Annotated in this window: 6 protein-coding genes; 2 read left to right on the top strand and 4 right to left on the bottom strand. The window is 61.8% G+C overall.

All coding sequences use genetic code 11. The annotated features are described in order from the left end of the window. The first annotated feature begins 159 nt into the window (after positions 1-159). Complete coding sequence (locus B7L68_RS08105) at positions 160-690, top strand: GNAT family N-acetyltransferase (RefSeq protein ID WP_081247163.1); 531 nt, start codon at positions 160-162, stop codon at positions 688-690. Between the two features lie 228 nt (positions 691-918). Here B7L68_RS08105 and B7L68_RS08110 read toward each other — a convergent pair whose 3' ends face one another. From B7L68_RS08110 to B7L68_RS08125, 4 genes are all read right to left on the bottom strand, one after another. Next, positions 919-2,154, bottom strand: a complete 1,236-nt coding sequence (locus tag B7L68_RS08110) for a 2,3-bisphosphoglycerate-independent phosphoglycerate mutase (protein WP_081247164.1) — start codon at positions 2,152-2,154, stop codon at positions 919-921. A gap of 111 nt (positions 2,155-2,265) precedes the next feature. Further along, entirely contained in the window at positions 2,266-2,739 is a 474-nt protein-coding gene (locus tag B7L68_RS08115) for a DUF2250 domain-containing protein (RefSeq protein ID WP_081247165.1), read from the bottom strand. Continuing rightward, entirely contained in the window at positions 2,736-3,113 is a 378-nt protein-coding gene (locus tag B7L68_RS08120) for a DUF1634 domain-containing protein (RefSeq protein WP_081247166.1), read from the bottom strand. Before B7L68_RS08120 ends, B7L68_RS08115 begins: the two co-directional genes overlap by 4 nt. Before the next feature lies 1 nt (position 3,114). Beyond that, positions 3,115-3,975, bottom strand: coding sequence for a sulfite exporter TauE/SafE family protein (locus tag B7L68_RS08125; protein WP_081247167.1), 861 nt, complete (start codon positions 3,973-3,975; stop codon positions 3,115-3,117). Between the two features lie 123 nt (positions 3,976-4,098). On the opposite strand from B7L68_RS08125, the gene B7L68_RS08130 reads away from it, so the two are divergent. Next, entirely contained in the window at positions 4,099-4,866 is a 768-nt protein-coding gene (locus B7L68_RS08130) for an HD domain-containing protein (RefSeq protein ID WP_081247168.1), read from the top strand. Positions 4,867-4,984 lie beyond the last annotated feature (118 nt).

Raw genomic sequence — 4,984 nt, forward strand, 5'->3', positions numbered from 1 at the left:
GCCAGGAAAAGCGGCGAAAGGGGAATATACAGATATCTATCCTCCCTGGCCTCCAAGGCGGCCGGGTGGACCCCTCCGCCGGGCTTCAAGAGGCCCACTCCCTAGACGGCGCCGGGCGGCCCGGCGGTTTGCTTAAAAACGTTCCCTACGGCTCTCCAGATGGAGATACTCCTCGAGGGGCCCCAGGAGTTCGCGGCCAAGGACGGGCGGAGGTACGTCCTGCGGGAGTTCAGGATGGCCGACCTGAGCTCGGTGGTCTCTATAAACAGACGCGTCCTGCCCGAGAACTACCCCGAGTGGTTCTTCGTGGAGCACCACATGTCCTTCCCGAAGGCCTTCATAGTGGCCGAGATGGGAGGGGAGCTCGTCGGATATATGATGAATAGGGTGGAGTACGGCTGGAGCTATATAAACAAGGGCAAGGCGGCCCACAAGGGGCACGTGGTCTCCATCGGCGTCCTCCCCCACGCGAGGAGGCTCGGGATAGCCACCAACATGATGATAAGGGGCATGAAGGCCATGAAGAAGTTCTACGAGGCCGAGGAGGTATTCCTCGAGGTCAGGGTCAGCAACACGCCCGCCATATCTCTCTACAAGAAGCTCGGCTACGAGATAGCGGGCCGGATACCGCGCTACTACAGCGACGGCGAAGATGCCTACATCATGGCGAGGACGCTGGCCGACCTCTAAAAATTAATACCTCCGCGAGGATGTATACGGGCCGGACCGCCGCGCGTCAGCGTGGCTGTATGAAAGGCCCGCCCGCGGCCGAGCCGCATAACCACCTCGCCAGGGCCCTCAGCCCGCCTAGGGAGACCTCACGTGGGCAACGCCATGTCAGTAGGCATGAGCTCCGGCGGCGCGGACCCCCAGCGAGGCGGGCCGGCCGAGGGCGCCGGCCTGGAGCGACGGAGGCCCTCACTCGCCGAATTTCTCGGAGAGGCCTAGGTAGCTCGCTATGGTCGGCATGACGTCCATGCCCCTGATTCTGCCCAATGCGCCGCGCCAGCAGGTCAGCTCGCTGAACTTGTCCACGTCGTCCCTCACCACGTCGGGGCCGTAGAGCAGTATGGGGACCGGCTCCCCCGTGTGTTCCCTCACCGAAATGGGTGTCGCGTGGTCCGAGGTGACGACCACATAGTTCTCCTCCAGCACGGCCTCGTAGGGCCTCAAGGCGGCGTCCAGCCTCTCGATTACGTCGACCTTGCCCCTGAAATCCCCGTCGTGGCTCGCGCTGTCCGTCCCCTTGACGTGGAGAAAAACCAGGTCGTACCTCTTGAGGAGCTCGACGGCCAGCTTCACGGCCTCCTCGAACTTGTCGAATTTGGTGCCGCCTAGGCCCTCGGCGCTGTAGAGATCCATGCCCACGGCCTTGGCCACCCCCCTTATAAGGGCCACGCCGGCTATGGCGGCGCCCTTGACGTTGTACCTCTGCCGCAACGGCTCCACGGTCGGCATGTAGCCGCCGCCTCTCACCAACACGGCGTTTATCAACGGCTCGCCCCTGGCCGCCCTCCTCCTGTTGGCCTCGAGGTCCTTCGAGTACGCCGTAAAGGCCTCCGATATGTAGTTCACCACCTCGGCGGCGGCCTTCGCCTCCTTGCTGTCGTCCAGCGGCTGCGAGCGCCTCAGGGGCTCTCCGGTCTTGTGGGGATCCGTGTCGGACACCCTGTGGGACACCGCGCCCCTCAGCACCAAGACCCCCCTATGCTCCACGGTGGATCTGTAGATGGCGGCCACCCCGAACCTCCGCTCCACCTCCTCCCCTATCTTCGCCATGGCCGCCTCGACCTCCCTGGCCTCCTCAGGCGCCACGTACCTCCCGGCCCTTCTGTCCACAACGACGCCTCTGGCGTCGACCGTGGCCAGATTCGTCCTAAACGCGACGTCGCCCGGCCTCAGCTCCAGGCCGGCGCCAAGCGCCTCGAAGGCCCCCCTGCCCGTGTAGTACCTATAGGGATCGTACCCGAAGAGGGCCAGATGCGACGTGTCGGAACCCGGCCTCACGCCGGGCGATATGGGGTCCATAACGCCGCAGGAGCCCAGAGAGGCCAGCCTGTCTATGACGGGCTTCAGCGCGGTAAAGAAGGGCGTGGCGCCGTTCCTAGGCCTATCGCCCCCTCCGTCGAACAATACCCACAGCACAGACGTCATGTAGCACTTCCCGAACCGATTTTTAAGTCTGAGGCCTCCGGCACGGGATCCAGCTCCGGGGCGGGGCGTCGCGCCGCGGCTTCGGCCGGCCGCGGAGGGCGCAGCCTCCGGCTAACGCCGTCCGGCGCAGGAGGGATCCAGAAGGGACGCGACGCTTCTGCCGAGCTCGGTCGGCGTCCCGTCGCCGTCGACAAGCCCCATGTCGACCAAAGCCCGATGCGCCGATCCGGCCCCCCTACACGCATCAACCAGTGCCTTTTTCTCCTCGCCGGTCATGGCCTCTAGATACGCCGCGGGCCCCCGCGCCCTTAAACATCTGAGCAACAGCTCGCCGGTCCTCGACAGCCTGTAGTAGACGTGGTGTTTCCTCACCTCGTGCGCCGTCTTCATCCTGGCCTTATCCCTCTTGAGGACGCGGCCGCCGACGCGCTCCACGAGGCCCGCGGCCTCCAGCTCCTCCAGCGCGGCGAGCACCGAGGCGAGAGGCGCGTCGAGCGCCCTCGATATGGACTTGCCGTAGTCGACCCCGGCCCTCTTGAGATGAAGCAAGATATCTACGTGAAGTTTTTTCCTCAAGACATTCATTTAATGAGAATTGGTATTATAAATATAGCGAAAAACAAATTAAATAGTACAATGGAAGTGATGATTACATATATACGATTCCGCTCCCTTATGAACTGCACCATACCTGTGGCAAGCGTCAAGACGGGGGTTGCTATCAAAACGATCAAGCCCAGCAGGATCACATCTATTCCGTTGAGCTCGGCGCTTCCTGAGAGGACCTGGGCTGGGCTTATCAACGACGTATTGATCAGGGAATGGGGATCGGACAGCTGTTGCAACACGTGGGGCGCGGGCGGCCTCACGACGAGGAGCACGACGCCCGCCGCTATCAGCGCTACGCTTGTTATTACGCCGATCCTCAGGGTGTAGCCGATAACGTCCTCGAGGTCCATATCAAGGATAGAGGCCGAGCCCTCTTAGGAGCATCTGCACGCCCAATATGGCCAATATGGCCATAAGGATGTAGCGTATGGTGACGTTTCTAAGCCTCAGGAGGACCTTGCTGCCGACGAAGGAGCCGGCGAGGACGCCTATAGCCGTCGCGGCCGCGAAGAAGGGCTGTATATAGCCGAAGAACCAATATATGGAGCTGCCGGTCGCCGCCGTGACGCCTATCATGAAGTTGCTCGTGGTCGTCGACACCTTCATGGGGAGGTTCATGGCCCAGTCCATGCCCAACACCTTCAGCGCCCCGCTGCCGATGCCGAGAAGGCCCGATACGACGCCTGCGACGAACATTATGAGCTCGCCGAGCCACCACCTCACTCCGTGGTAGTCCACCTCTCTGCCCAGCGCGGGGTCGTAGTAGCGCCCGTATAGCTGGAGCCACTTGGTCCACCTATCGGGCGGCATAGGCTTCGGCAGCTCGTACCTCGACCTGGTTATCTGCGTGTATATGGAGCCCAGCAACACTATGGCGAACACGATATATATAACGTGTTGCAGATTGTGGGCGTAGACCCAAGCGGCCGTAAGCGAGCCCACGATGGAGCCGCTGGTGGTGGCTATCTCCAGCGATATGCCTATACGTACGTTGGTCACCCTGTCGCGGACGTACGCCGACGCGGCGCCGCTCGACGTGGCTATGGTCGAGATCAAGCTGGCGCCCGCTGCGTACCGTATGGGGATCCCGAGGAAGAGCACGTATATGGGTACGAGGAACGTGGCGCCGCCGAGGCCGGTCAAGGAGCCCATGAAGCCGGCCGCTAAGCTGGTTAGGGCCAGCACGGCGAAGAGCGATAAGGCGTCAAGCATATCCTTCGGCCGCCCCAGTAATAAAAACTTTGCTCACGGAAGTATTTAAATAGCCGAATCTGGACGCCAGTGGAGGCGCTGGAGCCTTTGTACGAAGTGGGCGTTAAGCTAATAGACGAGGTTATGCCGAAACACGACAAGGTGGTCAAGACGTGGGAGATCTTGACGACCGACGAGGAGATAGAGGCCTACCTCGAGATGTCCAACGTCTTCACCGTCAAGCGTCTGTACTACAACGACCACGGCCCCGTCCACTCGAGGATAGTTGCGGGGAGCGCCATGGCGATATATAAGGTCCTCTACGAGGGCGGCTTCAAGCCGAGCGTGGTCAAGGACGGGGTGGGCGACGTCGAGGACTCGCTGGCGGTGACGCTCATAGGGGCGTACCTCCACGACATAGGCAACAGCGTCCACAGGACGCACCACCCCATATACTCGGCCATGATCGCCGATAGGGTGGTGGGCAAGGTCTTGGAGCCGATATACGGCCCCACCAAGAAGATGTACATGCTGAAGCAGGAGGTGATGCATATAGTGTTCTGCCACGACGAGGCGTATACCTGCCTAACCTTCGAGGGGGCGGTCGCCAAGATAGCCGACGGCACCGACATGGCCGAGGGAAGGGCCAGGATGCCCTACGAGATCGGGAAGAACGACATCCACGCCCTCTCGGCCCTGGCCATAAGGCGCGTCTACGTGGGCAGGGGCAAGGAGCGGCCCCTGGCGATCTACGTCTATATGGACTCGGAAACCGGCATATTCCAGGTTGACGAGGTGCTCGGCAGGAAGATAGCCACGTCGGGGCTGGCGCCCTACGTGGAGGTCCGCACCTACGTCCAAGGCCGGCCCTGGATCGTCAGGACCTTCGAGACGACCCACGTGATAAGGTAGCCCGTCACTCGAGCTTTATTATGCGGGACGCCCTCTCCAGGTCCGCCCTAACCACCTCGACGAAGGCCTTGGCCCTATAGCAGGGAGGGGCGCCGTCGAGTATGGGCACTATTTTTAT

The sequence above is a fragment of the Thermoproteus sp. CP80 genome (genome assembly GCF_002077075.2).
GTDB lineage: Archaea > Thermoproteota > Thermoprotei > Thermoproteales > Thermoproteaceae > Thermoproteus.

Coding starts and splice junctions, on each gene's coding strand:
- B7L68_RS08105 (WP_081247163.1), top strand. CDS start 160: ATGGAGATACTCCTCGAGGGGCCCCAGGAGTTCGCGGCCAAGGACGGG.
- B7L68_RS08110 (WP_081247164.1), bottom strand. CDS start 2,154: ATGACGTCTGTGCTGTGGGTATTGTTCGACGGAGGGGGCGATAGGCCT.
- B7L68_RS08115 (WP_081247165.1), bottom strand. CDS start 2,739: ATGAATGTCTTGAGGAAAAAACTTCACGTAGATATCTTGCTTCATCTC.
- B7L68_RS08120 (WP_081247166.1), bottom strand. CDS start 3,113: ATGGACCTCGAGGACGTTATCGGCTACACCCTGAGGATCGGCGTAATA.
- B7L68_RS08125 (WP_081247167.1), bottom strand. CDS start 3,975: ATGCTTGACGCCTTATCGCTCTTCGCCGTGCTGGCCCTAACCAGCTTA.
- B7L68_RS08130 (WP_081247168.1), top strand. CDS start 4,099: ATGCCGAAACACGACAAGGTGGTCAAGACGTGGGAGATCTTGACGACC.